20 protein-coding genes and 2 pseudogenes are annotated in these 25,371 nt (G+C 70.5%); 13 read left to right on the top strand and 9 right to left on the bottom strand.

Going from position 1 to position 25,371, the window contains the following annotated elements; translation table 11 throughout:
- Nucleotides 1–10: 10 nt before the first annotated feature.
- Nucleotides 11–595, bottom strand: coding sequence for an XRE family transcriptional regulator (locus ACWGI2_RS21115; RefSeq protein ID WP_453399962.1), 585 nt, complete (start codon nt 593–595; stop codon nt 11–13).
- Between the two features lie 94 nt (nt 596–689).
- Between ACWGI2_RS21115 and ACWGI2_RS21110 the strand changes: the two genes are divergently transcribed.
- Nucleotides 690–1,553 (top strand): EamA family transporter, encoded by an 864-nt coding sequence (locus tag ACWGI2_RS21110; RefSeq protein WP_453696868.1) that lies wholly within the window; start codon nt 690–692, stop codon nt 1,551–1,553.
- A gap of 86 nt (nt 1,554–1,639) precedes the next feature.
- Here ACWGI2_RS21110 and ACWGI2_RS21105 read toward each other — a convergent pair whose 3' ends face one another.
- Nucleotides 1,640–2,377 carry an acyltransferase gene (locus ACWGI2_RS21105; protein WP_453696867.1) on the bottom strand — a complete coding sequence of 246 codons (738 nt, stop codon included), beginning with the start codon at nt 2,375–2,377 and terminating at the stop codon, nt 1,640–1,642.
- Nucleotides 2,378–2,510: 133 nt separating this feature from the next.
- On the opposite strand from ACWGI2_RS21105, the gene ACWGI2_RS21100 reads away from it, so the two are divergent.
- A complete protein-coding gene (locus ACWGI2_RS21100) occupies nt 2,511–3,041 on the top strand; it encodes a gamma carbonic anhydrase family protein (protein WP_453696865.1) in 531 nt (176 codons plus the stop codon).
- A 2-nt stretch (nt 3,042–3,043) separates the two neighbouring features.
- Here the strand turns inward: ACWGI2_RS21100 and ACWGI2_RS21095 are convergent, their stop codons facing one another.
- The 3 genes from ACWGI2_RS21095 to ACWGI2_RS21085 all read right to left on the bottom strand — a co-directional run bounded on the left by ACWGI2_RS21095 (nt 3,044) and on the right by ACWGI2_RS21085 (nt 6,069).
- A complete protein-coding gene (locus ACWGI2_RS21095) occupies nt 3,044–3,715 on the bottom strand; it encodes a DedA family protein (protein WP_453399966.1) in 672 nt (223 codons plus the stop codon).
- Nucleotides 3,716–3,797: 82 nt separating this feature from the next.
- Nucleotides 3,798–5,384 carry a carboxylesterase/lipase family protein gene (locus ACWGI2_RS21090; protein ID WP_453696863.1) on the bottom strand — a complete coding sequence of 529 codons (1,587 nt, stop codon included), beginning with the start codon at nt 5,382–5,384 and terminating at the stop codon, nt 3,798–3,800.
- A 247-nt stretch (nt 5,385–5,631) separates the two neighbouring features.
- Nucleotides 5,632–6,069 carry a DUF4442 domain-containing protein gene (locus tag ACWGI2_RS21085; RefSeq protein ID WP_453400043.1) on the bottom strand — a complete coding sequence of 146 codons (438 nt, stop codon included), beginning with the start codon at nt 6,067–6,069 and terminating at the stop codon, nt 5,632–5,634.
- A 96-nt stretch (nt 6,070–6,165) separates the two neighbouring features.
- Between ACWGI2_RS21085 and ACWGI2_RS21080 the strand changes: the two genes are divergently transcribed.
- The 3 genes from ACWGI2_RS21080 (at nt 6,166) to ACWGI2_RS21070 (ending at nt 9,709) form a co-directional block, all read left to right on the top strand.
- Nucleotides 6,166–7,137 carry a hypothetical protein gene (locus ACWGI2_RS21080; RefSeq protein ID WP_453696861.1) on the top strand — a complete coding sequence of 324 codons (972 nt, stop codon included), beginning with the start codon at nt 6,166–6,168 and terminating at the stop codon, nt 7,135–7,137.
- A gap of 86 nt (nt 7,138–7,223) precedes the next feature.
- Nucleotides 7,224–8,279: a hypothetical protein gene (locus ACWGI2_RS21075; protein ID WP_453696859.1), complete on the top strand. Its 1,056-nt coding sequence runs from the start codon at nt 7,224–7,226 to the stop codon at nt 8,277–8,279.
- A 98-nt stretch (nt 8,280–8,377) separates the two neighbouring features.
- The gene (locus ACWGI2_RS21070) at nt 8,378–9,709 is read left to right on the top strand and encodes an MFS transporter (protein WP_453697687.1); all 1,332 of its coding nucleotides are present in this window, start codon (nt 8,378–8,380) and stop codon (nt 9,707–9,709) included.
- A gap of 309 nt (nt 9,710–10,018) precedes the next feature.
- Here ACWGI2_RS21070 and ACWGI2_RS21065 read toward each other — a convergent pair whose 3' ends face one another.
- Nucleotides 10,019–10,852, bottom strand: a complete 834-nt coding sequence (locus ACWGI2_RS21065; RefSeq protein ID WP_453697685.1) for a spermidine synthase — start codon at nt 10,850–10,852, stop codon at nt 10,019–10,021.
- 412 nt (nt 10,853–11,264) lie between these two features.
- On the opposite strand from ACWGI2_RS21065, the gene ACWGI2_RS21060 reads away from it, so the two are divergent.
- From ACWGI2_RS21060 to ACWGI2_RS21040, 5 genes and pseudogenes are all read left to right on the top strand, one after another.
- Nucleotides 11,265–13,091: an endo-1,4-beta-xylanase gene (locus ACWGI2_RS21060; protein ID WP_453696857.1), complete on the top strand. Its 1,827-nt coding sequence runs from the start codon at nt 11,265–11,267 to the stop codon at nt 13,089–13,091.
- Between the two features lie 154 nt (nt 13,092–13,245).
- Entirely contained in the window at nt 13,246–16,002 is a 2,757-nt protein-coding gene (locus tag ACWGI2_RS21055) for a glycoside hydrolase family 48 protein (protein WP_453696855.1), read from the top strand.
- Nucleotides 15,999–17,531, top strand: a complete 1,533-nt coding sequence (locus ACWGI2_RS21050) for a GH12 family glycosyl hydrolase domain-containing protein (RefSeq protein ID WP_453696854.1) — start codon at nt 15,999–16,001, stop codon at nt 17,529–17,531. Before ACWGI2_RS21055 ends, ACWGI2_RS21050 begins: the two co-directional genes overlap by 4 nt.
- 115 nt (nt 17,532–17,646) lie before the next feature.
- Nucleotides 17,647–19,701 (top strand): glycoside hydrolase family 6 protein, encoded by a 2,055-nt coding sequence (locus ACWGI2_RS21045; RefSeq protein ID WP_453697683.1) that lies wholly within the window; start codon nt 17,647–17,649, stop codon nt 19,699–19,701.
- A gap of 75 nt (nt 19,702–19,776) precedes the next feature.
- Nucleotides 19,777–19,967 (top strand): annotated as a pseudogene (locus ACWGI2_RS21040) (glycoside hydrolase family 6 protein); the annotation flags it as partial.
- 80 nt (nt 19,968–20,047) lie between these two features.
- Here ACWGI2_RS21040 and ACWGI2_RS21035 read toward each other — a convergent pair.
- Nucleotides 20,048–20,689 (bottom strand): annotated as a pseudogene (locus ACWGI2_RS21035) (GTP-binding protein); the annotation flags it as partial.
- A gap of 279 nt (nt 20,690–20,968) precedes the next feature.
- Complete coding sequence (locus ACWGI2_RS21030) at nt 20,969–21,667, bottom strand: DNA alkylation repair protein (protein WP_453696852.1); 699 nt, start codon at nt 21,665–21,667, stop codon at nt 20,969–20,971.
- Nucleotides 21,668–21,745: 78 nt separating this feature from the next.
- Here ACWGI2_RS21030 and ACWGI2_RS21025 point away from each other — a divergent pair, with 78 nt between their 5' ends.
- Nucleotides 21,746–22,450 (top strand): TVP38/TMEM64 family protein, encoded by a 705-nt coding sequence (locus ACWGI2_RS21025; protein WP_453399975.1) that lies wholly within the window; start codon nt 21,746–21,748, stop codon nt 22,448–22,450.
- A 7-nt stretch (nt 22,451–22,457) separates the two neighbouring features.
- Here ACWGI2_RS21025 and ACWGI2_RS21020 read toward each other — a convergent pair whose 3' ends face one another.
- Nucleotides 22,458–23,627 (bottom strand): thiolase family protein, encoded by a 1,170-nt coding sequence (locus ACWGI2_RS21020; protein ID WP_453696851.1) that lies wholly within the window; start codon nt 23,625–23,627, stop codon nt 22,458–22,460.
- Nucleotides 23,628–23,785: 158 nt separating this feature from the next.
- Between ACWGI2_RS21020 and ACWGI2_RS21015 the strand changes: the two genes are divergently transcribed.
- Complete coding sequence (locus ACWGI2_RS21015) at nt 23,786–24,247, top strand: winged helix-turn-helix transcriptional regulator (RefSeq protein WP_453399977.1); 462 nt, start codon at nt 23,786–23,788, stop codon at nt 24,245–24,247.
- 169 nt (nt 24,248–24,416) lie between these two features.
- Nucleotides 24,417–25,370, top strand: a complete 954-nt coding sequence (locus ACWGI2_RS21010) for an ABC transporter permease (protein ID WP_453399978.1) — start codon at nt 24,417–24,419, stop codon at nt 25,368–25,370.
- Nucleotide 25,371 lies beyond the last annotated feature (1 nt).

Genomic DNA, 25,371 nt, shown 5'->3' with positions numbered 1-25,371 from the left:
TCAGTGGGAGTCAGTACGACGAGGCGTGCGCCGGGGGCACCGACACCGACATGGTCATCTCGACCGGCTCGGCACCCTTGTTGTGATAGCCGTGCTCCACGTTCGCCTCGAACGACGCGGCCGACCCGGCGGGCACGAGATGCTCCACGCCGTCCACGAGGAGCGTCAGCTCGCCCGCGGCCACGTGCAGCAGCTCCATGGTCCCCGGTGGGTGCGCGTCCGAGTCGCTTCCTTCGCCGGGCATCAGCTTCCACGCCCACAGTTCGAAGGGGCCGCGCGCCTCGGTCCCGACAAGAAGCGTCGTACTGCTGCCCGCCTCCGTGGACCACATCCGCACCGCCTGCTCCGGCGGTACGAGCCGGACGTGGGAGCCCTGTTCGTAGTCGAGGAGCGTGGTGATGCTGACTCCGAGGGCGTCGGCCAGCTTGACCGTTATGCCGACGCTGGGGTTGGTCCTTGCCTGCTCGATCTGGATGATCATGCCGCGGCTCACGCCCGCGCGGGCGGCGAGCGCGTCGAGCGTGAAGCCCCGTTCCGAGCGCCAGCGCTTGAGGTTGCGGGCGAGGGACTGGGTGAGCTGATCGAGGTCCGACACATTCCGTCCATTATTTTGGATGACAGAGTTCAAGATAGTGAACTACGGTGTGGTGCACCTAAGGGTTCACCACACTGTACTGCGAGGATGTTCGATGACAGCACTGTTCGCTCTGGCCACCAGCCTGATGTACGGGTTGGCCGACTTCGGCGGCGGACTGCTGACGCGACGCATCCCCGCGCTCACCGTAGTCGTCGCCTCGCAGACCATCGCCGTGATCGTCCTCGGCGTGATCGTGGTCGCCACGGGCGGCTGGACGGAGTGGGGCCCGCAGCTGTGGTTCGCCGTGGCGGCCGGCCTGCTCGGCCCGGTGGCGATGCTCGCCTTCTACAAGGCCCTGGCCATCGGCCCGATGAGCGTGGTCTCCCCGCTCGCCTCCGTGGGCGTCGTCGTGCCGGTGGCGGTGGGGCTCTTCATGGGCGAGCGGCCGGGGGTCCCGCAGTTCGCCGGGCTCACCGTCGCCATCGTGGGGATCGTGCTCGCGGGCGGCCCCGAGCTGCGCGGCGCCCCCGTGCAGCGGCAGGCGGTACTGCTCACTCTCCTCGCGGCCTTCGGCTTCGGCGCGGTCCTCGCCCTGATCTCCGAGGCGTCGAGCAACCTGACCGGGCTGTTCCTCGCCCTGTTCGTGCAGCGCGTGACGAATGTGGCCGCGGGCGGCGCCGCGCTGTTCGTCTCCGTGAAGCGTGGCGGAGTCGCGCTGCCGGAGGGCACGGGCATGCGGCTGCTCTGGGCGGCGCTCCCGGCACTCGCCTTCGTCGGCCTGGCCGACGTCGCGGCCAACGGCACGTACTCGATCGCCGCCCAGAACGGCCCGGTCACGCTGGCCGCCGTACTCTCCTCGACCTACCCGGTGATCACGGCGCTGGCCGCACGGGCGGTGCTGAAGGAACGGCTGCGCGGAGTGCAGGCGGCGGGGGCGGGCCTGGCCTTGGTGGGCACGGTACTGCTGGCCAGCTGAGCAATCAGCCCCAGGGGGCGCCCCGTCAGGGGCGCGGGGAACTGCGCGAGCAACCCCGACGCACCCGCAGCCGAAGAAACCCGCGACTACCCCTCCAACTCCCCCAGAGCAAGCAACTGTTCCGGCGTAACCCCGTCAGGAATAGGCACAGGCGCAGGCGTCCGCAACGGCGGCTGCCACCCCGCCTCCGGGTCCCACATCCGCACCACGCGGGCAGGCGCCCCGGCCACCACGGAGTGGTCGGGCACGGAGCCCCGCACGACCGCGCCCGCGGCGACCACGACATTGCGGCCAAGCCTCGCCCCCGGCAGGATCACCGCGTTCGTGCCGATCCAGCAGCCGGGCCCGATCTCGACGGGCTCCATGCGCGGCCACTGCTTGCCGATGGGCGTGTGCGGATCGTCGTAGGAGTGGTTCGTGGACGTCACGTACACCGTGGGCCCGAAGTAGCAGTCGTCGCCGATGGTCACCGTGGTGTCGGCGATGACATGGCTGCCGCGGCCGAGCACGACGCCGTTGCCGATGCGCAGGATCGGGTCGGGCCCGAGGTCCAGGTCGGGCATCATCCCGGCGGTGAGGGTGACCTGCTCGCCGATGATGCAGTGGTCGCCGATGCGGATCCACGGCTCACCGAAGACGGTCCCCTGCGGGAAGGACAGCTTCGTGCCCTGTCCTATCGCGCCGAACCGCAGCCGCCCCGGCCGCTGCGCGGTGACGGCCCCCGTCCGCTGCACCCAGGCCCAGCCCGCGTGGACGGCGCGCTGGGTCGCGCGGCGCCGCCAGTCGGCGACCCCGGATGAGAACGTGTTCCTGTTCTTCGGCACGCGCTCACGTTACTCAGCCCCGGCCGCCCCGGTGAGCCCGTACCCCTGTGATCTTCACCCCACAGGGCGGCGGGCCCGCCCCCGTCCCGTACGGTTCCGCCAGGCGCGAGACACGTACGAATGGAGAAATCCGATGAGCCACGAGGCACTCATCACCGGGATCGGCGGCAAGGACCCGAAGATCGATCAGGACGCCTTCACCGCGCCCACCTCGGTGCTCATCGGCGAGGTGACGCTGAATGCCGGTGCGAGCGCCTGGTACGGGGCGGTGCTCCGCGCGGACGGCGGACCGATCGTCGTCGGCGCCGACAGCAACATCCAGGACAACTGCAGCCTCCACGTCGACCTGGGCTTTCCGATGTCCATCGGCGAGCGGGTCTCGGTCGGCCACAACGCCGTCCTGCACGGCTGCACCGTCGAGGACGACTGCCTCATCGGCATGGGCGCGACGGTCCTCAACGGCGCGGTGATCGGCGCCGGTTCGCTGGTCGCGGCGCAGGCGCTCGTGCCGCAGGGGATGATCGTGCCGCCCGGCTCACTCGTCGCGGGCGTGCCCGCCAAGGTGCGCCGCCCGCTCACGGACGAGGAGCGCGCGGGCATCACCCTCAACGGCACGATGTACGTGGAGCTGGCCAAGGCCCACCGGGACGCCCACGCCAAGTGACGTCAGTCGGCGGCCGGGACGGGGACCGGCTCGGCCGCCGGCGCCACGGCCTTCTCGGTTTCGCGCGCCGCCGCTGCCTTCTTGGCGCGGCGCTTGACGAGCAGCATGGAGCCGACGCCGATCAGGACGGCGATGGCGAGGCCGAAGTACGAGAACCGCTTGAGCCAGTCCTCGGCGACGACACCGATGTAGTAGATGACGGCGGTGGTGCCGCCCGCCCAGACGATGCCGCCCAGGACATTGGCGATCAGGAACTTCCAGTACGGCATGCGAAGGACGCCCGCGAGGGGGCCGGCGAAGATCCGGAGCAGGGCGACGAAGCGGCCGAAGAAGACCGCCCACATGCCCCACTTCTGGAACGACTGCTCGGCGCTTCCGACGTTCGCGGCGCTGAAGTGCTTGGGGAATTTCCGTTCGAGCCAGGCGAGGAGTGGCCGGCCGCCCTTGCGTCCGATCGCGTACCCGATGGAGTCGCCGATGATGGCGCCCGCGGTGGCGCAGATCCCCAGGATGACGGGGTTGAGCTCGCCGTGCTGCGAGGAGAGCAGCGCGGCGGAGACGAGGACGATCTCACCCGGCAGCGGGATGCCCAGGCTCTCCAGACCGATGACCACGCCCACCAGCGCGTAGATACTGACGGCCGGTACGGTCTCCAGCCATTCCTGGACGTGCAACGCCGGTTCCTCCTGTGCTGATGTGCGTGTACCCGGCGTGCGCGTTCCCCCCAAGATCGCGCACGCCGGGCAGCCTACCCGCTCACCCGGCGTCGGCCGGGGCGGAGTCCCACAGGTCACACCGGTGCTCACGGGCCACAGCGCCGCTCAGCTCGTTCCCTCCGGCGGACGCGGTCCGCAGCGAGAGCACCTGGCCTGCCTGCGTCCGCTGGTCGGGCGCAGTGGGCTGGCCATCGGCGCGCGGCGCACCGCCGTGGATGAAGGAGCCCCAGTACTGGACCATCTGCCGGGCCAGCACCTTCTGCTCCGCGTTGAGCGGCGACGCGAGCCCGAAGTGCTTGAAGAGGTACTGCACTTCGTTGACGTGGGTCGCCCCGAAGTCGAACGTCTTGCCCGCCTCGCGGATCGAGGCGAAGGGCGGAGAGGTGCGGTCGGCGAACTCGTAGGCGTAGACGGGACCACGGCCCGCGAGCGACCTGTCCATGCGCAGCGCCGTGCAGGCGAACATCCGGTCGCCGAGGGAGGCCGCGTACGCGTGCGTCGGCGAGGCGTGCCCGGACGCCGGATAGCGCGCGAGAACCTTGGCGCCCAGCTCGGCGCCGTACGTCCGGGTGAGCGCGCCCGGGTACTGCTCCTCGGTCAGCGGCTTGCCCTGTCCGTCGAACTGCCCGTAGGCGAAGAGCGTCCCTTCGTCGCTGTTCGCGCCGTTCAGGACGGGCACGCGGGCGGCGCTCCCGTTCTCGTACGCCTCCTCCGGCTGCACCGGCAGGAAGTCACCGCCGGCCACCGGGCCCCAGTCGAACCCGGCCTGCGCCGCGAGGATCTCCTTGGCGGGTTTCTTCCGCAGACAGGCGAGGGCGGTCGCCGGGTCGGCGCAGCCCGCCTTCTTCGCGAAGGCCGCGCCCTGCGTGAGCGCCTCGTCGCGCTCCCGGGCCGCGCAGTCCCCGTAGGCGCCGCTCTGCACGATGCCCGCGCGGTAGAGGCCCTTGGCGGTGGGCGAGGCGAGCTGGGTGCAGACGGAGCGGCCGCCCGCCGACTCGCCCGCGATGGTGACGCGCTGCCGGTCGCCGCCGAACGACCCGATGTTGGCGCGCACCCAGCGCAGCGCGGCCTGCTGGTCGAGCATGCCGTAGTTGCCCGAAACGCGGTCGGAGGCCTCACCGTCGAGGCCCTTGTCCGCGAGGAAACCCATGGCGCCGAGGCGGTAGTTGACGGTCACGACCACCGTGCCGGTGCGCCGGGCGAAGGCGTCGGGCACGATGTCCTCCCCCGCGCCCGCGGTGAGCCCGCCACCGTGCAGCCAGACCATGACGGGCCGGGGCTTGTGCTGCCCCTTGGGTGCGTAGACGTTGAGGTCTAGGCAGTCCTCCGTGTGGCTGGGGTTCTCGTAGCCGGGATCCCAACTGGCGTTCTGTACGCAGCGGTTGCCGAAGGAGGTCGCGCCGCGCACGCCCTGCCAGGGCTTGGCGGGACGTGGCTCCTTCCAGCGGAGGTCGCCGACGGGCTGCTGCGCGTACGGGATGCCGAGGAACTGCCGCCCCTCGGCGGTGGATTCGCCGCGCAGCCAGCCCGCGTCCGTACGGACAAGCGCGCCTTTGCCGGGGGCGGCCTGCGCGGGGTGCGGGGTGAGCAGGGCCGCGGCGGCGGCCATGACGACGAAGGCGGACACGCTTCGTCCCGTTCTTCTCATGCGGCTCATGCGGCTCATGGCGACTCCCCTGGATGACGTCGAACCACTGGCGGCGGGAAAACTATGACCGACGGTGACTCGTGTCAATGAGTTGAACAGAAGGCCGCCCGAAACGGCGCGATGAGGTCATGAGAAACGGCGCCGCGCCGGTCGGGACCCCCGTGGCCCGGCCGGTGCGACGCCGCTGTGTTCAATGAACGTACGGAAGCGAACGCCCGTACGCGACTCAGTTATTGGGGCGCAGCGTCCAGACGACCGTCATCTCGCCGGTCACGGCGCCGTCCTCGCGCTGGATCGCGATCGCGACGGGGAACTCGGGCCGCTGCCCCGCGTCCAGTTCGGCGACGACCTCGGCGGCCGGGCGGCCGAGCGTCGCGGTGGCGGTCACCGGCCCCATGGCGAGCTTCTTGTACGCGATGTCGGCGCGGACGGCGAGGGGCACAGCCCGCGAGAGCTGCTCGCCGAACGCGGCGAGCACGATGGCGCCGCTCGCCGACTCCCCCAGCGTGAACATCGCTCCGGCGTGCGGCCCGCCGACGTGGTTGTGGTACTCACCCTGGTCGGGCAGAGCGACCACGGCCTTCTCGGGCGTGGTCTCGCGGAACTCGAGGTTCAGGGTCCGGGCCATCGGCACGGTGGCGGCGAGCATCTCGCCTATCGACATCTGGTCAGTGCTCATGGCCAGGAGGTTACCCACCAGTAGCGTTCTTTGGCCAGGAGCCTGCCGGGGTTGGATCACGGTCACCTATCGTTGCTGCGCATGTGGCCAGGAGAGCAGCAGCCCGGGGGCGGGCCGAACCAGCAGCCGAATCCGTACCAGCAGCCGGGATACCAGCAGCACCAGCAGCCTGGCTATCAGCAACCGGCGCCCTGGAACGCGCCCACCGTTCCGGGCGGCACACCCCAGGCGCCGCAGACCGGCGGCAACGGAGGGGGCGGCGGCAACCGGACCAAGGTCATCGCCATCGTCGCCGCGGCCGCGGTCGTGGTGGCCGCCGGCGTCACGGGCTTTCTCCTCCTCGGCGGCGACAAGGACGACAGCGCGAAGCCGGACCCGACGCGGTCCCCGTCCGCCTCTCCGAGCCCGGCCGGTTCCGAGGAAGCCGACTCACGCGGTGTCGACGGCGGGCCGAAGCCGACCGTTCCGGGTTGGAAGACGGTCACGAACGCCGAGCGCCGGATCGCCTTCGACGTACCCCCTGAGTGGGAGCTCAAGGCGCGCGACTGGGTGGACGCCGTCGGGGAGGCCGACGACGAGGACAGCATCCTGATCGGGATGGTGGCACCCGCCGCGCTCAAGCAGCGGTGGTGCGCGAGCGATCCCGACCGGGACGGCATCAAGGACTACACGCCGCTCGCGGAGGCCGGAAGCAGAGGCAACCGTGGCGCGAAGAGCACCGAACAGATCGCCGCGAAGGACTCGGCGACGTGGGTGTACGGCCAGTACTCCCAGCCCGACCGGAAGAACATCAGGACCAGCGCGGTGGAGCCGTACACGACCAGGTCCGGCATCAAGGGCAGCGTTGCCACCTCCTCGGTCTCCGGAGTCGATGACGACGACAAGTGCCGGACAGACGGCAAGGCGACCACCTTCGGCTTCAAGGACTCCGAGGGGAAGTTGGTCTCATGGTCGTTCTTCGGCGCCAAGGGCGTGGATGAGGAAGTGCCGGAGGCGACGGTCAGGAAGATACTCAGCACGGTCCGCGAGTACCGCGCCCGGCCGAAGCCCTGAGCAACCGGCCCTTCGGCGCCCCGTCGCCCCGTCGCCCGGGGGCGTCCGTGACGTGTCCGCTCCAACACCCCGTATCGTTTCCCGCCATGTGGCCAGGACAGCAGCCGCCCGGGGGCGAGCAGAACCCGCAGGACCAGAATCCCAACCCGTACCAGCAGCCGGGGTACCAGCAGCCGAACCCGTACCAGCAGCCGGGATACCAGCAGCCCAACCCCTATCAGCAGCCGGGGCCGGGGCAGCCGGGACAGCAGCAGGGGCAGTGGAGCGCTCCGACCGCGCCGATGGGCGTGACGCCCAAGGCCGGCGGTGACGGGGGCGGCGGCAACGGCGGCAGGACCAAGCTGGTCGCCATCGTCGCGGCGACGGCGGTCGTGGTGGCCGCCGGAGTCACCGGCTTCCTGGTGCTCGGCGGCGACAAGGACGACGAGGCGGACGCGAAGCCGTCCAAGTCCCCCGCCAAGACCGCCTCCAAGAAGCCGGACCCTGCGACCGGCGGCGGCGAGGACGAGCGCGGCACGGGCAACGGCCCGAAGCCGACGGTCAAGGGCTGGCAGGTCGTCGTGAACCCCAAGTGGGGCACCGCCTTCGACGTCCCGGCCGACTGGGAGGTGCAGACCCCCGACACCTTCATCGGCTTCGAGGACAGCGAGAAGGGTGACGGCAGCGCGCTCATCGGCATGTCCGCGCCCGCGTACTACAAGTCCAAGTGGTGCTCCTCCGACGACGACAAGGACGGCAACAAGGACGACACCGCCCTCGGCGCGGTCGGCACCAAGGGTCAGAACGGCGCGAAGAACACCAAGGACGTCGCGCGCAACGACTCCGCGTGGTGGGTCTTCGGCGGCTACACGGACCAGAAGAAGGCCGACAAGAAGAAGATCAAGGTCGGCAAGGTGGAGTCGTTCACGACCGCGTCGGGCATCAAGGGCAGCGTCGCGACCTCCACGACCTCCGGTGTCGCCAAGAACGACAAGTGCGACTCGGACGGCAAGGCCACGACGTTCGCCTTCAAGAACTCCGAGGGTGAGTACGTCGCCTGGTCGCTGTACGGCGCCAAGGGCGTGAAGGACGAGATCCCCGACGCGACGGTGAAGAAGATCCTGAGCACGGTGCGCCTGAACGGGGACGCCGAGGAGTCCTGATCCGCTGAGCCGCTGAGCCGTCGTGGCGGTGCATGACCGGGGTTCCGGACCCGTGCGGAATCGGTTTGGCAAGTCGGTGTTCCGGCGGCGATAGTCCCCTGGTGATCAAACCCGCCGCCGTGCGCCGCCCCTCCTGGGCCGGGCGCAACTACAGCCTGCTGACCGCCGCCGCGATCGTGACCAATCTGGGCAGCCACGGCGCCCTGATCGCGGCGGCGTTCGCCGTGCTCGACTCGGGCGGTGACGGCGGTGACGTGGGTCTGGTGGCGGCGGCGCGCACGCTGCCGCTCGTGCTGTTCCTGCTCATAGGCGGCGCCGTCGCCGACCGGCTGCCGCGCCACCATGTGATGGTCGCGGCCAACGCCCTCAACTGCCTTTCGCAGGCGGTCTTCGCGGTGCTCGTCATCTCCGGCGCGCCCCCGCTCTGGTCGATGATGCTGCTCACCGCGCTCGGCGGCACCGGCCAGGCGTTCTTCGGCCCGGCCGCCGAAGGCATGCTGATGTCGACCGTCAGCGGCGAACAGGCGAGCCGCGCCTTCGCCCTTTACCGCATGGCGATGCAGGGCGCGGGGCTCGGCGGCGCGGCGCTCGGCGGTCTGATGGTCGCTGCGATGGGGCCCGGCTGGGTGCTGGCGGTGGACGCGGCGGCGTTCGCGGTGGCCGGAGCGCTGCGGTCGTTCCTCGACGTGAGTCACATACCGAAGCGGGCACCCGGCGGCGGGCTGCTCTCCGATCTGCGGGAGGGCTGGCGGGAGTTCACCGGGCGGCCGTGGCTGTGGGCGATCGTCGCGCAGTTCTCCGTGGTGGTGGCGGTGGTCGGCGCGGCCGAGGCGGTGTTCGGACCGCTGGTGGCCCGCGACGAGCTGGGCGGCGCCGGGCCCTGGGGTCTCGCGCTCGGCGCTTTCGGCGCGGGCACGGTCGGCGGCGCGTTCCTGATGATGCGGTGGAAGCCGCGGCGCCTGCTGCTCGCGGGCACCCTCTGCGTCTTCCCACTGGCGGCGCCTTCGGCTGCGCTCGCGGTGCCTTTGCCTGTGTGGGGGCTCGCGGCGGTGATGTTCGTGAGCGGCATCGCGATCGAGGTGTTCGGCGTCTCCTGGATGACGGCGATGCATCAGGAGATCCCCGAGGAGAAGCTGTCGCGTGTCTCCGCGTACGACTGGTTCGGCTCGATCGCGATGGTCCCGCTCGCCACGGCACTCGCGGGCCCGGCGGAGCTCGCCTTCGGACGTTCGGCGTCGCTGTGGGGCTGCGCGGCGCTGGTGGTCGTGGTGACGGCACTGGTCCTCTTCGTGCCGGACGTACGCAACCTGACGCGGCGCACGCCGTCGAAGGAGATCGCCAAGGTACCCGCTCCCACCAGCGGCGGCCCATCGCTCGACCCCGCGGTCACCTCAGCTGCCGCTGAAGGCCCCGTCGGGCGGCTCGGGTGACGCGACCGACCCCTCAACCGACGCTGAAAGCCCCATCAGGCGGCTCAGGTGACGCCACCGCATCCTCGTCCCGCACCGGCTTCGCACCACCCATGAACAGACGCACCGTCCACAGTCCCGTACCCGACATGTGCCGGGCGGTTACGCCCTCAACCGGCCCCTCAACCGACGCTGAAAGCCCCATCAGGCGGCTCAGGTGACACGACCGCACCTTCGTCCCGCACCGGCTTCGCACCACCCATGAACAGACGCACCGTCCACGGTCCCGTACCCGACATGTGCCGGGCGGTTACGCCCTCAACCGGCCCCTCAACCGACGCTGAAAGCCCCATCAGGCGGCTCAGGTGACGCCACCGCGTCCTCGTCCCGCACCGGCTTCGCGTCACCCATGAACCGACGCAGCGCCGCCCCGTACTCGACGCGTGCAGGGAAGATGTCGGCTGCCGTCCGGCGGGACAGTGCCTCGATGTCGATGGGGTCGTGGGAGGCGACGAGCACCGCGTTGCCGAAGCGGCGGCCTCGCAGCACGTTCGGCTCGGCGATCAGCGCGACCTCCCCGAACACCTCGGCGAAGGTGGCGAGTTGGGAGCGGAGGAAGGTGAACGGCGCCCCGTCGGCGAGGTTCGCCGCATAGAGGCCGCCCGCGCGCAGCACCCGGTCCGCGGCGCGCGCGTAGGCCACCGATGTCAGGTGGGCCGGCACCCGCGAGCCGCCGAACACATCGGCCACGAGGACGTCGGTGCTGTCGGGCGCCGCTGCCTCCAGCCACTGCCTGGCGTCCGCGCCGTGGACCGTGATCCCGGATTCCGCGGGCAACGGCAGCCGCTCCGTGACCAGTTCGAGCAGCCCCCGGTCCGCCTCCACCACGTCCTGCCGCGAGCCCGGCCGGGTGGCGGCGACATAGCGGGGCAGGGTGAGCGCGCCGCCGCCGAGGTGGATCACGTCCAGGGGGCGGTCCTGGTCGTCGGCCGTGTCCAGGACGTGCGCGAGTCGCTGCGCGTACTCGAACTCCAGGTGAGTGGGCGTGTCCAGGTCGACGTACGACTGAGGCGCTCCGTCGACCGTGAGCAGCCAGGCGCGGGGCCGGTCCACGTCCGGCATCAGCTTGGCGGTGCCGTGATCGACGTCCTTGATGACGGCCATGGCCTCGTCCGCGCTTTCGTCCTCAGTCACCGGTCCATTGTGCCCGCCTCCCCCGAGGGTGGATCCCCCGAGGGACGCGGGCGTCAGGACGTCGACCGTCCGCCATCGTCCGTCGATTTCAGTACATGACGGGAGGCATGGCCCACCGGCCTCACATGTTGGCGGAGGGCCAATATCCGCCAGGCCCGAGCTGTCGGCAGTTTCGCCAGTTCATACGCAAGTTTCGACCCAACTCTTGACAGGTGCACCCCGCTACAGCACTTTGGGAGCGCTCCCACGACTTCAAGGCTTGCACCATCTCCCACCAGAGCCGCGGGGAGGAGACGGAGCGCCGTGACCGGTGGGACCCCGGTCGCAGGGCTTCGGTGACACCCGAGCACCCCCCCTCCCGCATTCGGAGAGAGGAACCAGCATGACGCTGGCGCCCATAACCCCCGCCCGAAGACGGGCGTCTCGGAGCATCGCCGCCCTGATCGCCACCCTCGCCCTCGCGGCGGCCGCGATCGGGCTCACGCCTTCGCCGGCGTCCGCGGCCGAGCCGCCGACGCTGCATCAGCTCGCCGACGCCAAGGGCAGGTACTTCGGCTCGGCGACCGACAACGGGGAACTGTCCGACGCCCCGTACTCCCAGATCCTGGGTTCCCAGTTCGGGCCGATCACCCCCGGCAACTCCATGAAGTGGGACAGCACCGAGCGCACCCAGGGGCAGTTCAGCTTCTCGGGCGGCGACCAGGTCGTGGACTTCTCCCAGGCGCACGGTCAGAGCGTTCGCGGCCACACCCTGGTCTGGCACAGCCAGTTACCCGGCTGGGTGGGGCAGCTGCCCGTCTCGCAGGTGCGCCCCGCCATGGAGAACCACATCGCCAATGTCGCCGGCCACTACCGCGGCAAGGTGTCCGCCTGGGACGTCGTCAACGAGCCCTTCAACGAGGACGGCAGCTTCCGCAACTCCCCGTTCCACAACGCCATGGGCAAGGATTTCATCGCCCACGCCCTGCGCGCCGCCCGGGCCGCCGACCCCGACGCCAAGCTGTACATCAACGACTACAACGTCGAGGGGCTCGGCGCGAAGAGCGACGCCCTCTACGCCCTCGCCCGCGATCTGAAGGCGGCAGGCGTGCCGCTCGACGGCGTCGGGCTACAGGCGCATCTGGCGATCCAGTACGGATTCCCGAACCAGATGCGGCAGAACATCCAGCGCTTCGCCGACCTCGGCCTCGACGTGGCCGTCACCGAGCTCGACGTGCGGATGCAGTTGCCGAAGGACTCGGCGAAGGAGGCCACCCAGGCCGACTACTACCGCCGGGTCACGGAGGCCTGCCTGGCCGTCACCCGGTGCGTCGGGATCACACTCTGGGACTACACCGACAAGTACTCCTGGATCCCCGGCGTCTTCGACGGCGAGGGCTCCGCCCTCCCGTGGGACGGGAACCTGCAGCCCAAGCCCGTCGTCATGGACGCGATCCGCAAGGCCCTCGGCGACACCGGCGCGGTCGACACCCAGGCCCCGAGCGTGCCGTCGGGGCTGCGGGTGACCGGCACCACCTCGGCCTCCGTCTCCCTGGCGTGGAACGCCGCCACCGACGACACGGGCGTCACCGGGTACGACGTCTACCGGGGCGGCACGAAGGTGGGTACGGCCTCCGGTACGTCCTTCACCGACAGCGGGCTCGCCGCCTCCACCGCGTACGCCTACACGGTGCAGGCCCGCGACGCCGCCGGGAACGTCTCGGCGCGGTCCGCCCCGGTGAGCGCGACGACGCAGCCTGCGGGCACGGGCGGCGGCGCCCTGAAGGTCCAGTACAAGAACAACGACCAGTCCGCCGGCGACAACTCGATCAAGCCCGGGCTGCAGCTGGTCAACACCGGCGACTCGGCCGTCGATCTCTCCAAGGTGACCGTCCGCTACTACTTCAGCAGCGGGTCCGGCGCCACGACGTACAGCACCTGGTGCGACTGGGCAGTGCTCGGCTGCGGGACGCTCACGCACCGGGTCGCCGCGATGAGCAGCCCGAAGGCCGGCGCCGACCACTACCTGGAGGTGGGCTTCGCCGCCACCGCGGGCAGCCTCGCCCCCGGGGCTTCGAGCGGCGAGGCGCAACTGCGGTTCAACAAGAGCGACTGGTCGAACTTCAGCGAGGCCGACGACTACAGCCGCGGTACGAACACCTCCTTCGCGGATGCGCCGAAGATCACCGTCCACCTCGACGGCCGGACGGTCTACGGCACCACCCCCTGAACCACGGTCCGGGCGGCCGGCCCCGCCCGCCCGGACCGTTTCGGCACCACCACTCCCACCCGGACCCCCTCTTGGAGGACCTGTGTCCGCACACCCCGAGATGCCCGAAAGATCCGAAAGATCCGCATTACTCTCCCGGCGTTCCTTCGTCGGCGTGACCGGCGGCGCGCTCGTCGCCCTCGGCGCCGGGCAGGCGTTCGCCCAGGCTGCCGATGCCCCGGCCGGGTCCGCCGCACAAGCGGCCGCCGCCGACGGCCCCTACACGGAGGCCTTCCTCACTCAGTACAACAAGATCAAGAACCCGGCCAGCGGCTACTTCAGCCCGGACGGCATCCCGTACCACTGCGCCGAGACCCTGATCGTCGAGGCTCCCGACCACGGCCACCAGACGACCTCCGAGGCGTTCAGCTTCTGGATCTGGCTGGAGGCGGCGTACGGCCGGATCACCGGCGACTGGGCCCCGTTCAACAAGTCCTGGGAGGTCGCCGAGGCCTCGATCATCCCGCCGCACATCGACCAGCCCACCAACGACTCGTACACCCCCTCCAAGCCTGCCACCTACGCGCCCGAGCACCCGCAGGTCACCAGCTACCCGTCCGAGCTGAACTCCTCCGTCTCCGTCGGCGCCGACCCCATCGCCACCGAACTCGCCTCCGCGTACGGGACGATGGACGTCTACGGCATGCACTGGCTGATGGACCTCGACAACGTCTACGGCTTCGGCAACAAGCCAGGCACCGGCGACGAGCTCGGCCCCGGCAAGATGGCGTCCTTCATCAACAGCTACCAGCGCGGCGCGCAGGAGTCGGTCTGGGAGACCATCCCGCAGCCCAGCACCGACCTCTTCAAGTACGGCGGCCCCAACGGCTACCTCGACCTCTTCGTCAAGGACGCCTCGTACGCGAAGCAGTGGAAGTACACCAACGCCCCCGACGCCGACGCGCGCGCCGTGCAGGCCGCGTACTGGGCGCTGACGTGGGCCACGGCGCAGGGCAAGGCGAGCCAGGTCTCCTCCTCCGTGGCCAAGGCCGCGAAGATGGGCGACTACCTGCGCTACTCGATGTTCGACAAGTACTTCAAGAAAATCGGCAACTGCACCAGCCCGACCGGCTGCCAGCCCGCCTCCGGCCGCGATGCCCAGCACTACCTGCTGTCCTGGTACTACGCCTGGGGCGGCTCCGCGGGCACCGGCGGCGGCTGGGCCTGGCGCATCGGTGACGGCATCGCCCACCAGGGCTACCAGAACCCACTCGCCGCCTGGGCGCTGTCCACCGTCCCCGCCCTCACCCCCAAGTCACCGACAGCGAAGGGCGATTGGCAGAAGTCGCTCACCCGGCAGCTGGAGTTCCTGCGCTGGCTGCAGTCCACCGAGGGCGCGCTCGCCGGCGGCTGCTCCAACAGCTGGGACGGCCAGTACGGCACCCCGCCGGCTGGCACACCGACCTTCTACGGCATGGCGTACGACTGGCAGCCCGTCTACCACGACCCGCCGAGCAACAATTGGTTCGGCTTCCAGGTCTGGTGCATGGAGCGCGTCGCCCAGTACTACTACGTCACCAACAACGCGACCGCCAAGGCGGTCCTCGACAAGTGGGTGGCCTGGGCCTCCGAGGAGACCACCGTCGGCGCCGACGGCAGCTACCGCTTCCCCGCCACCCTCAAGTGGTCCGGCGCCCCCGACACCTGGAACGCCACGAGCCCCGGCGCCAACACCGGCCTGCACGTATCGGTCGTCGACTACGGCGACGACGTCGGCGTGGGCGCGGCGCTGTCCATGACGCTGATCTATTACGCCGCGAAGTCCGGGGACGCCGACGCCGCCGGACTCGCCAAGTCCCTGCTCGACGCCATGGCCGAGCACGCCGACGCCAAGGGCATCGCCGTCCCCGAGACCCGCCGCGACTACGACCGCTTCGACGACCCGGTGTACTTCCCGGCGGGCTGGTCCGGCACCTCCCCGCAGGGCGTGAAGCTTGGCTCCGGTACGACCTTCATCGGGATGCGGCCGTGGCTCAAGCAGGAGCCGGGCTGGTCGAAGGTGCAGACGTACCTCGACGGCGGCGCCCCGCCGGTCTTCACGTACCACCGCTTCTGGGCGCAGGCGGCGCTGGCGCTCTCCTTCGCCTCGTACGCCGAGCTCCTCGGCGACGAGGGCGGCCCCGGCGGCGGCGACACCACCGCGCCGACCGTCCCGACCGGCCTGACGGTGACGGCGACGACCGGCACCAGCGTGTCGCTGAGCTGGACGGCGTCCACCGACGACACCGGCGTCGCGGCGTACGACGTCTACCGCGACGGCACCCCGGTCGGCACCCCGACCGCGGCCACCTACACCGACACGGGGCTCTCGGCCGCCACCGCATACCGCTACCGGGTCGCCGCCCGCGACGCCGCGGGCAACGCCTCCGCACTGTCCGCCGAGGTCACCGGCACCACCAAAGCCGGCGGCGGTACGGGCGGGGCCAAGGTCCAGTACAAGAGCACCGATTCCAACGCCACCGACAACGCCCTGCGCATGTCCCTGAAGGTCGGCAACACCGGCGGCGGCGCGCTCAGCCTGTCCACGGTGACCGTCCGCTACTACTTCACCGGCGACGGCGGCCCGTCCACGTACACCACCTGGTGCGACTGGGCGATGCTCGGCGCCGCCAACATCACCCACCGGGTGGTCGCCATGAGCAGCCCGAAGACCGGCGCGGACCGCTACCTGGAGGTCGGCTTCAGCGCCGGCGCGGGCAGCGTCGCCGCGGGCGGCGACTCCGGCGAGATACAGCTGCGCGTGCACAAGAGCGACTGGTCGAACTTCAACGAGGCCGACGACTACAGCCGCGGCACCAACGCGTCCTTCGCGGACGCCTCCAAGATCACCGCGTATGTCGGCGGCGAGCTCGTCTGGGGGACGGCGCCGTGAGGGGACGACACCTGCGCGGCGCCCTCGCCGCCACCGCCGCGGGCATCCTGCTAGCCGGGCTCGCGCTGTTCACCGGGGCGGGCCCGGCGGCGGCCGCGCCGGTCACCGACTGCACCCAGTGGGGCACCACCGAGATGCAGGACGGCGCGTACACGTACCAGCAGAACGAGTGGAACTCCTCGGCCCGCCAGTGCGTCAGCGTGGACACCGCGACCGGCGCCTGGAAGTTGACCGAGGCGAACTTCTCGCTCACCACGGCGGGGCCGCCCGCCACCTACCCGTCCAGCTACAAGGGCTGCCACTGGGGCGCGTGCACCGCGAACAGCGGTCTGCCGATCCGAGTGAGCGAACTGGGCAGCGCCCGCTCGACGTTCGACACCACGCAGGTCGCCTCCGGTGCCTGGAACGCCGCGTACGACCTGTGGTTCAACTCCACGCCCACCACCGACGATCAGCCGGACGGCACCGAGTTGATGATCTGGATCAACCACCGCGGCGGCGTCCAGCCCATCGGCTCCCGAACGGCGACGATCACCGCGGACGGCCGGACGTGGGACGTGTGGACCGGTCCTGGGGCGTCCGGGTGGAAGGTCATCTCGTACGTGTTGCAGGGCGGCGCCACCGCGGTGACCGACCTCGACGTGAAGGACCTCGTCGACGACGCCACCGCACGCGGCCAGATCAACCCCGCGCACTACCTGATCGACGCCGAGGCCGGCTTCGAGATCTGGCAGGGCGGCCAGGGTCTTGGCGTGAACTCCTTCTCGTTCGACGCCAGTAAGGGCTCGGGCGGCGGGGACACCACGGCGCCGACCGCGCCCCGCAACCTGCGGTCCACCGGGGCGAGTTCGTCGTCCGCCTCGCTGGCCTGGGATCCCGCCACGGACGACGTCGGCGTCACGTCGTACGACGTCTACCGCGGCAGCACGCGCGTCGGCTCCACCGGCGGCACGACGTACACCGACACGGGACTGACGGCGTCCACCGCGTACAGCTACACCGTGCGCGCCCGGGACGCAGCCGGGAACGCCTCGCCGCCCGCCGGTCCGGTGAGCGTCACCACTGAGCCCGGCGGCGGGACCGGACCCGGCAACCTGAAGGTGCAGTACAAGACCGCCAATACGGGCCTGACGGACAACGCCATCGGGATGAACCTGCGGGTGGTCAACACCGGGAGCAGTGCGCAAAGTCTGAAGGACGTCGAGATCCGCTACTGGTTCGACGACTCGGCCTCCTCGTACACCACCTGGTGCGACTGGGCGCAGATCGGCTGCTCCAACCTCACCCACTCGGTGTCGACGAACGGCACGACCACCGGGGCCAATCGCTACCTGAAGGTCAACGTCACCAGCGGCACACTCGCCGCGGGCGCCTCCACCGGCGACATCCAGCTGCGGCTGCACCGCAGCGACTGGTCGAACCTCAACGAAGCCGACGACTACAGCCACGGCACCGCGAGCACCTACACGGACGCACCAAAGATCGGCGTCTACTCCGACGGCCAACTCCTGTGGGGCACCGCGCCCTGATCAACCCCCGCACACCCTCATCCGAGAGGAACACCAAGCAACGATGAACACCACCATGCACCTCAGACGCAAGAGCCGCTTCAGAAGGCTCGCGGCGCTGCTGCCTGCGCTCGCCATGGGCGCCGCGCTCAGCGTCGCGCTGCCTACCGCACCGGCCTCTGCGGCCGCGGCGGCCCGCGTCGACAACCCGTACGTGGGCGCCAAGCCGTACGTCAACCCCGACTGGTCCGCCAAGGCGAAGGCCGAGCCGGGCGGCTCCGTCATCGCCGACGAGCCCAGCTTCGTCTGGATGGACCGGATCGCCGCGATCACCGGCACCTCCAACGGCCGTGGCCTGCGCGCCCACCTCGACACCGCGCTGACGCAGGGCGCCACGCTCTTCCAGGTCGTCATCTACGACCTGCCGGGCCGCGACTGCTCCGCGCTCGCCTCCAACGGCGAGCTGAAGGCGGAGGAGCTCGGCCGGTACAAGTCGGAGTACATCGACCCGATAGCGGCGATCCTCGCCGACCCGAAGTACGCGGCCCTGCGGATCTCGGCGCTGATCGAGCCGGACTCGCTGCCCAACATGGTCACCAACGCGGGCAGCGCGGCCGGCGCCACGGAGGCCTGCCGGCACGTGAAGGAGCTGGGGTCGTACGAGAAGGGCGTCGGCTACGCGCTGAACAAGCTCGGCGACATCCCCAACGTCTACAACTACATCGACGCGGGACACCACGGCTGGCTCGGCTGGGACACCAACTTCGACCCGGCGGTGGACCAGTTCAAGAAGGCCGCCACCACCGAGGGCGCGACGGTCGACGACGTCACCGGCTTCATCGTCAACACCGCCAACTACGGGGCGCTGCACGAGCCGAACTTCAAGGTCACCGACTCGGTGAACGGCACCACCGTGCGCCAGTCCAAGTGGGTCGACTGGAACTACTACGTCGACGAGCTGGGCTTCGCCCAGGCACTGCGTGAGCGCCTGGTCAGCCGCGGCGGCTTCAACCCCGGCCTCGGCATGCTCATCGACACCGCACGCAACGGCTGGGGCGGCACCGCACGACCCACAGGACCCGGCCCGCAGACCTCCGTCGACGCCTACGTCGACGGCGGCAAGGTGGACCGCCGCATCCACACCGGCAACTGGTGCAACCAGCAGGGAGCCGGAGTCGGCGAACGCCCGCGGACCGCGCCCGAGCCGGGCATCGACGCGTACGTGTGGGCCAAGCCCCCGGGCGAGTCGGACGGCAACAGCCAGCCCATCGACAACGACGAGGGCAAGGGCTTCGACCGGATGTGCGACCCGACCTACGAGGGCAACGCACGCAACGGCAACAATCCGACCGGCGCCATGGCCAACGCCCCGCTGGCCGGCCACTGGTTCTCCGCACAGTTCCAGATGCTGCTGACCAACGCCTACCCGCCGCTGAACGGCGGCGGAGACCCGGGCCCCGACACCGAGGCGCCGAGCGTCCCGGCGGGGCTGAAGACGACGGGCGCCACCTCGTCGTCGGTGTCACTGTCCTGGACCGCCTCGACGGACAACGTGGGCGTCGCGTCGTACGACGTGTACCGCAACGGGACCCTCGTCGGCTCCACCGGCGGCACGACGTACACCGACAGCGCTCTGACCGCCTCCACCACCTACCAGTACAAGGTGCGGGCGCGGGACGCGGCCGGGAACGCCTCGGCCCAGTCCGCGCAGGTCGCCGGCACGACGACTTCGGGGGGTGGGACGGGCACCGGCAATCTGAAGGTGCAGTACAAGACCGCCAATACGGGCCTGACGGACAACGCCATCGGGATGAACCTGCGGGTGGTCAACACCGGGAGCAGCGCGCAGAGTCTGAAGGACGTCGAGATCCGCTACTGGTTCGACGACCCGGCCTCCTCGTACACCACCTGGTGCGACTGGGCACAGATCGGCTGCTCGAACCTCACCCACTCGGTATCGACGAACGGCACGACGACCGGGGCCAACCGCTACCTGAAGGTCAACGTCACCAACGGCACACTCGCCGCGGGCGCCTCCACCGGCGACATCCAACTGCGGCTGCACCGCAGCGACTGGTCGAACCTCAACGAGGCCGACGACTACAGCCACGGCACCGCGAGCACCTACACGGACGCACCAAAGATCGGCGTCTACTCCGGCGGCCAACTCCTTTGGGGTACCGCCCCGTAACCCGCAAGGCCTGACACACGTACGGCACGACGCGCCCCCGGGGCCCTTCCGGCCCGGGGGCTCCTTCCTCCCCTTTCCAACGGCCAGTGGTGCAATCCCTCAGGCCGCCGAATCGGCACCCCCACCCAGCTGGGGGGGGCGGCGCCGAGATGCTCCTGTGGATCAAGGTTCCGGGTGAGTCCGACGGCAACTGCGGCGCTGGAAGCGGCTCTTCGGCCGGACAGTTCCTCCCCGATGTCGCCTACAAGATGATCTACGGCTACTGATCGAAGGGCCAATCCCTCACCCCTGCGGCCCGTAGCCCCGCGACGCATCCGCCACACTCCATTCGGAACGTGAAACCCCCTACGTCCCCCACCCCGGTGATGGTGAGCACGTTCTCCACCGAGAGCAGAAGGGGCGCGTCGACGTACCGCTCGGGCATGGGCACATAGGTGTCCACCGCGTCGAGCAGCGCCTCGATGGCGGCGGCCCACCGCGGGTCGCCCTCCAGCGCCCTCAGCCCCGAGACCCGTACGACCGGAACGGAGCCGCCCTCGTACCCGTGCGCGGTGAGCAGATCGCGCACCTCGAGCTCGACGAGGTCGGTGCGCTCCTCGTCGCCCGCGTCCGCCTTGTTGAGCGCGACCACGATGTGGTCCACGCCGACCTGGCGGGCGAGCAGGACGTGCTCGGCGGTCTGCGGCATGATCCCGTCGAGCGCGGAGACGACGAGGATCGCCCCGTCCAGCTGCGCGACGCCGGTGACCATGTTCTTGACGTAGTCGGCGTGGCCCGGCATGTCCGCGTGCGCGATGTTGACGGTGCTGCCGCGCCGCGCCTCCTCGGGGGCGCGGTCGATGGGGCCGAAGGGCACGAACGTGCCGGTGCCCCGCTCGCTGAGGACCTTGGTGATGGCGGCGGTCAGGATGGTCCTGCCGTGGTCGACGTGGCCCATCGCGCCGATGTTGAGGTGCGGTTTCGTGCGGACGTATGCCGTCTTGGACATGGCGGTTCCTTCTCCGGAACTCGAAGCTGAAGACCCCGGGGCCGAACCGACCCTCCCCCTATGGGGTCAGCCGGAGTGTCCGGGGAGGGTCAGCGTCGGGCGCCGTCGACAGGAGGTGCGGCGCAGAGGAGGACGGCAGTCTTCGCAGCGACCGCGACCGCGGTCGGAGCTGCGAGGAAGACGTACCGGGACATGTCGCAGATCCTTGCCCACGGGTGGGGGTACGTCGAATGGTTTTCGCCGGGTGGTGGCGGGATTGACTCGTGAAGTCCGGTGCGCTCAGAGGTTCTTCAGCGCCTCGCGCACCGAGAGCGGCGCCAGGCGCCCGCGCTCCCGCTCGACGAAGCCGCGTACGGCCTCCGGATCGGTCTTGGCGTACTCGCGCAGGCACCAGCCGATGGCCTTGCGGATGAAGAAGTCGGGGTGCCCCGACTGGCGCAGGCAGTAGGCGAAGAGGCGTTCGACGTCGGTGGTGTCCTTGTGCCGGAGCTGGTGGAGGAGGGCGGTGCGGGCCACCCACAGGTCCTCGTCCTCGATCCAGGCGTCCATCTCGGCCTTGAGCTTCGGGTCGGCGGCGACCAGGCCGCCCACGACGTGCGCGGCGAGCGCGTCGACCGTGTCCCACCAGGAGACGGTGGTGACGAGGTGGCGGGTGACGGGCAGGAAGCCGGAGGACAGCCGCTTCACGTGGCGGCGCAGATAGTCGACGGTGAAGTAGGCGTACTCGCGCTCCGGCAGCTCCCAGCAGCGCAGCGCGATCGCCGTGCAGTCCGCCTCGTCGGGGCTCGGCAGCCCGGCGAGGACCGTGCGGGACAGCTCGCGGCGCAGTGGCGACGGCAGGCCCAGGAAGGGAGCGATGTTCTTCATGTACGCCTGTGCCTGCGCGGCCCGCACCGGATCGGCCGCCATCGGGTACGCCGCCGTGAGCCGCTCCATGACGGTGTCCGCCAAGTCGCTGTGCGGGACTGTGACGCTCATGAGACGCGTCCTGAGACTGTGACGCTCATGAGACGCACCATACGGCGATCACACACATTTGTCGGTTAGTCTCCCCGGATGCTCGACACCGCCGCCGCCCGCCCGCAAGGCCTCGCCGTGCGCTGCACCAGGGCCCTGCTCTCACCCTGGTCGCGGCTGTCTCTGCTGGTGGTGCTGCTCGCGGCGGCAGGGACGTGCGTGCTGCTCTTCGAGCCCCAGCGGCTCCTGTCCGACGGAGGGCTCCGGCAACTGGGCGGTGTCGCCGCCGTGACGGTGTTCGCCGTCGCGTACGGCCTGTGCACCACCGCGTTCGTGCCGCGTCCGCTGCTCAATCTGGCGGCGGGCGCCCTGTTCGGTTCGCAGGCGGGCCTCACCGCGGCGATCGCGGGCACGGTCCTCGGCTCCGGGATCGCGTTCGGGCTCGGCAGGATGCTGGGGCAGGACGCGCTGCGCCCGCTGCTCCGTGGACGCTGGCTGAAGGCTGCCGACGGGCAGCTGAGCAGGCACGGCTTCCGGTCGATGCTGGCGGCGCGGCTGTTTCCCGGGGTGCCTTTCGCGGCCGCCAACTACTGCGCGGCGGTGTCCCGCATGGGGTGGCTGCCGTTCCTGCTCGCCACCGGCCTGGGGTCGATCCCGAACACCGCCGCGTACGTCGTCGCGGGCGCCCGCGCGTCGACGCCGACGTCCCCCGCTTTCCTCGTCGCGATGGGCTTCATCGCGGTGACGGGTCTTGCGGGGGCGCTGGTGGCGTGGTTCAAGCGCCATCAGCTCCGAGGCCGGTAGGGCCCCGCTACAACGCTTCGAGGACGGTGGCGTTCGCGAGTCCACCCGCCTCGCACATGGTCTGCAACGCATAGCGCGCGCCGCGGGCCCGCATGGCGTGGACGAGGGTGGTCATGAGACGCGTGCCACTGGCGCCCAGGGGATGTCCCAACGAGATCGCCCCGCCGTGCACATTCACCTTCTCAGGGTCGGCTCCGGTCTCCTGCAGCCAGGCGAGCACGACGCTGGCGAAGGCTTCGTTGACCTCGAAGAGGTCGATGTCGCCGAGGCTCAACGAAGCGTTGCGCAGCACCTTTTCGGTGGCGGGCAGGATGCCGGTGAGCATCAGGAGCGGGTCGGATCCGGTGACGGCGAAGCTGTGCAGCCGGGCGAGCGGGCGCAGACCGAGCCGTGCGGCGTTCTCGCTGGTGGTGATGAGGACGGCGGACGCCCCGTCATTGGTGGGGCTGGTGTTGCCCGCCGTGACGGACCAGTCGATCTGGGGAAAGCGCTCGCCGAAGCCGGGGTCCTCGTAGGCGGGCTTCAGGCCCGCGAGTATCTCCGGGGTGGTGGTGGGGCGTACGGACTCGTCGCGGGTGACGCCGTCGATCGGGGCGACCTCCGCGTCGAAGAGGCCCTGGTCCCAGGCCCGCGCCGCCCGCTGGTGCGAGGTCGTCGCGAAGGCGTCCATCCGCTCGCGGCTGATGGACCACTTGGCGGCGATGAGTTCGGCGCTGATGCCCTGCGGGACGAGCCCTTCGGGGAAGCGCCGGGCCACGCCGGGCCCGAAGGGGTCGGCGCCCGCCGGGACGTTCGACCACATCGGGACGCGGCTCATCGACTCCACACCGCAGGCGACTGCCATGTCGTACGCCCCGGAGATGACGCCCTGCGCGGCGAAGTGCACGGCCTGCTGGGACGAGCCGCACTGGCGGTCGACGGTGGTCGCGGGCACCGACTCCGGGAAGCCCGCGGAAAGGACGGCGTAACGGGTGGTGTTCATGGCCTGCTCGGCGACCTGGTCGACGCAGCCGCCGATCACGTCGTCGACCTGCGCGGGGTCGATGCCCGTGCGCTCCACGAGGGTGCGCAGGGTGTGGGCGAGGAGTTCGACCGGGTGGATGTGGGCGAGGGAGCCGTTCGGCTTCCCCTTGCCGACCGGGGTGCGTACGGCTTCGACGATGACGGCGTCACGCATGGTGCGGTCCTCCTAGAGGGCCAGGGGCCTGGAGCGCCGGGGAGGGCAGCACGAGGCGCCTGCCCCTGACTCCCCCTGGCGATTACCAGTGAGTAGGAAATCTGGACTCACCATAGCCCGGTGAGTTGGAAAAACAAACCCTCCCCTAGACTGCCCGCATGAAGGATGCGCGCCCCTGCTCGATCGCCGACGCTCTCGCCCTGGTCGGCGAGAAGTACTCCCTGCTCGTCCTGCGCGAGGTCTGCCTCGGCAACGGACGCTTCGACCAACTGGTGCGCAACATCGGCGCCCCGCGCGACATCCTCGCGACGCGCCTGCGCCGCCTGGTGGACGCCGGCGTCCTGGAGAAGGTCGCCTACAGCGAACGCCCGCAGCGCTTCCAGTACCGGCCCACGCAGGCCGGCCTCGAACTGGAGCCGGTCCTGATGACCCTGATGGCCTGGGGCGACCGCCACCTCCGCGAGGACGACGACCGCCCGATGGTCATCGAGCACGTCTGCGGCCACGAGATGCTCCCGGTCGTGACCTGCGCGGCCTGCGGCGATCAGGTCCGCCACGCCGACCTCACCGCGCACCCGCAGGCCCCCGGCTGGACGACGACGGGCCCCACGGCGGCCTGACCGGCTTGTCCTGTGGCACAAGCCGGCCGCTTCTTCTTGTGCGCGGGGACGAATCGCCCGCTCCCTGACCGGCGCGACACTCGCTGGGTTCCGACACGGAGTCCGACGGAGGTCGATGCCGGTGTCCACTGTGGTTGCCAGGCCCGCACCACCAGGTGCGCCGGCGCGAGTGCTGGGAAGCCCGTGGCTGTCCTTCTTCGGACGGCGGCTCGGGCGGTTCGTGGTGTCGCTGTGGGTGGTGGTGACCGCCGCCTTCGTGATGATCCATCTGATGCCCGGGGATCCGGTGCGGTCCGCGCTCGGCATGACGGCGCCCGTGGAGACGGTGAACGCCCGGCGCCAGGCCCTCGGCCTCGACGACGGTCTCCTCACGCAGTACTTGCACTACCTGCGGTCGGTGTGCGGCGGCGACTTCGGCACATCCGTCCTGAGCAACCTCCCGGTGTCGCAGCAGATCGGTGACCGCCTGCCCGCGACGGCGCAACTGGCCCTCGCGGCGTTCGCCGTCGCCATGGTGGTGGCGGTTCCGGTCGGCGTGGTGATGGCCGTCCTGACCCGGGGCGGCCGGCGCAGGGGCGGGGAACTTGCGTTCACGTCGACCAGCGTGCTCCTCGCGGCGATCCCCGAGTTCCTGCTGGCGGTCGGGCTCGTCTACGTGTTCTCGGTCCATCTGGGGTGGTTCCCCGTGGCCGGGCGCGGAGACCTGAGTTCGTACGTGCTGCCCGTGCTCGCGCTGGCCGTCGGCCCCGCGGCCGTCCTCGCGCGCATCGTGCGGGTCGAGATGCTGGCCGTACTCGGCGACGACTTCATCCGCACGGCACGCGCCAAGCGGCTGCCCGCACGGCGGATCTACGCACGGCACGCGCTGCCCAACGCGCTCACCGCGACGCTGACCATGGGCGGCCTCGTCCTGACCGGCCTGGTGGCCGGGACGGTCCTGGTGGAGAACGTCTTCGCGTGGCCGGGCCTCGGCTCGACGATCGTGCAGTCGATCCAGCAGAAGGACTACCCCGTGGTCCAGGGGATCGTTCTCGTCTACGGGATCGGCGTACTGACAGTGAATCTGCTGGTCGACGTGTTGCTCGCCGTGCTCGATCCGCGCTCGACGATCCGGGAGGCCTGAG

This window comes from Streptomyces sp. NPDC054866, assembly GCF_053610745.1.
This window is presented reverse-complemented; position numbering and strand designations above follow the sequence as displayed.

Coding starts and splice junctions, on each gene's coding strand:
- ACWGI2_RS21075 (WP_453696859.1), top strand. CDS start 7,224: ATGTGGCCAGGACAGCAGCCGCCCGGGGGCGAGCAGAACCCGCAGGAC.
- ACWGI2_RS21030 (WP_453696852.1), bottom strand. CDS start 21,667: ATGAGCGTCACAGTCCCGCACAGCGACTTGGCGGACACCGTCATGGAG.
- ACWGI2_RS21110 (WP_453696868.1), top strand. CDS start 690: ATGACAGCACTGTTCGCTCTGGCCACCAGCCTGATGTACGGGTTGGCC.
- ACWGI2_RS21020 (WP_453696851.1), bottom strand. CDS start 23,627: ATGCGTGACGCCGTCATCGTCGAAGCCGTACGCACCCCGGTCGGCAAG.
- ACWGI2_RS21080 (WP_453696861.1), top strand. CDS start 6,166: ATGTGGCCAGGAGAGCAGCAGCCCGGGGGCGGGCCGAACCAGCAGCCG.
- ACWGI2_RS21060 (WP_453696857.1), top strand. CDS start 11,265: ATGACGCTGGCGCCCATAACCCCCGCCCGAAGACGGGCGTCTCGGAGC.
- ACWGI2_RS21085 (WP_453400043.1), bottom strand. CDS start 6,069: ATGTCGATAGGCGAGATGCTCGCCGCCACCGTGCCGATGGCCCGGACC.
- ACWGI2_RS21015 (WP_453399977.1), top strand. CDS start 23,786: ATGAAGGATGCGCGCCCCTGCTCGATCGCCGACGCTCTCGCCCTGGTC.
- ACWGI2_RS21065 (WP_453697685.1), bottom strand. CDS start 10,852: ATGGCCGTCATCAAGGACGTCGATCACGGCACCGCCAAGCTGATGCCG.
- ACWGI2_RS21025 (WP_453399975.1), top strand. CDS start 21,746: ATGCTCGACACCGCCGCCGCCCGCCCGCAAGGCCTCGCCGTGCGCTGC.
- ACWGI2_RS21045 (WP_453697683.1), top strand. CDS start 17,647: ATGGGCGCCGCGCTCAGCGTCGCGCTGCCTACCGCACCGGCCTCTGCG.
- ACWGI2_RS21100 (WP_453696865.1), top strand. CDS start 2,511: ATGAGCCACGAGGCACTCATCACCGGGATCGGCGGCAAGGACCCGAAG.